Consider the following 791-nt stretch of genomic DNA (forward strand, 5'->3'; position numbering starts at 1 on the left):
CTCGCAATCACGAAGGATCACGCGATGGCCGTCTTCATTTCACGGCGCCACGCCTGTCACCAGCGAAAACTCGTACACCACTCCCGTGGACGCAACCCCACCTGCCTTTTCAGCAGTCCGATGGACGAAGGAAAGCACATAAGAAGGTGCACATGGAGGCTGAGGCAGGGCGCCGGCGCGGAGGCGTTGGCAGTGAGGGTCGCAGGGCCAGCGAAGGAGGACTGGCCCTGCACCAAGACGCTCCTCATGAGCACCACCTAGCTTTGATCGAAATCTGTGATTCTGTCGGAAGGGTGTACCTTCCTGAATCATCGGATGAGGGTTTCAAGATGAGGCCGACGTGGCCGCGACGGCTAGGAAGGTACATCCGTTTGGAACCGGATCGAGTGGAACGGCGGCACCGCCTACATCAGCGACACCCAGATGGCCATCCCTGGCAGCGTCGGCGGCGACGGCCTCGATGAGTGAGAGAACGGATGTAGGCAATCCCGACACCGCGGCCATGGCAGGGCAGTTCGCACAGCGCTTCCAGCTGATGGCGGGCAACATCGAGCGCGCCATCCGGGGCAAGCGCGAAGCCGTCGAGCTGGCCCTGGTCTGCCTGTTCTCCGAGGGGCACCTGCTCATGGAGGACGTGCCGGGCACCGGCAAGACCACGCTCGCCCGCTCCGTCGCCGCCAGCGTCGACGCCGAGTGGCGGCGCATCCAGTTCACCCCCGACCTGCTGCCCAGCGACATCACCGGCGTGTCGATCTTCAACCAGGCGCACCAGAAGTTCGAGTTCCACCAGG

At 63.7% G+C, this 791-nt stretch carries 1 protein-coding gene; it reads left to right on the plus strand.

All coding sequences use genetic code 11. The features are described from left to right. Nucleotides 1-502 precede the first annotated feature (502 nt). A partial coding sequence (locus ABFX50_RS50820; RefSeq protein ID WP_346150222.1) for an AAA family ATPase occupies nucleotides 503-791 on the plus strand: 289 nt, incomplete at its 3' end.

The sequence above is a fragment of the Nonomuraea recticatena genome (genome assembly GCF_039533245.1).
GTDB lineage: Bacteria > Actinomycetota > Actinomycetes > Streptosporangiales > Streptosporangiaceae > Nonomuraea > Nonomuraea roseola.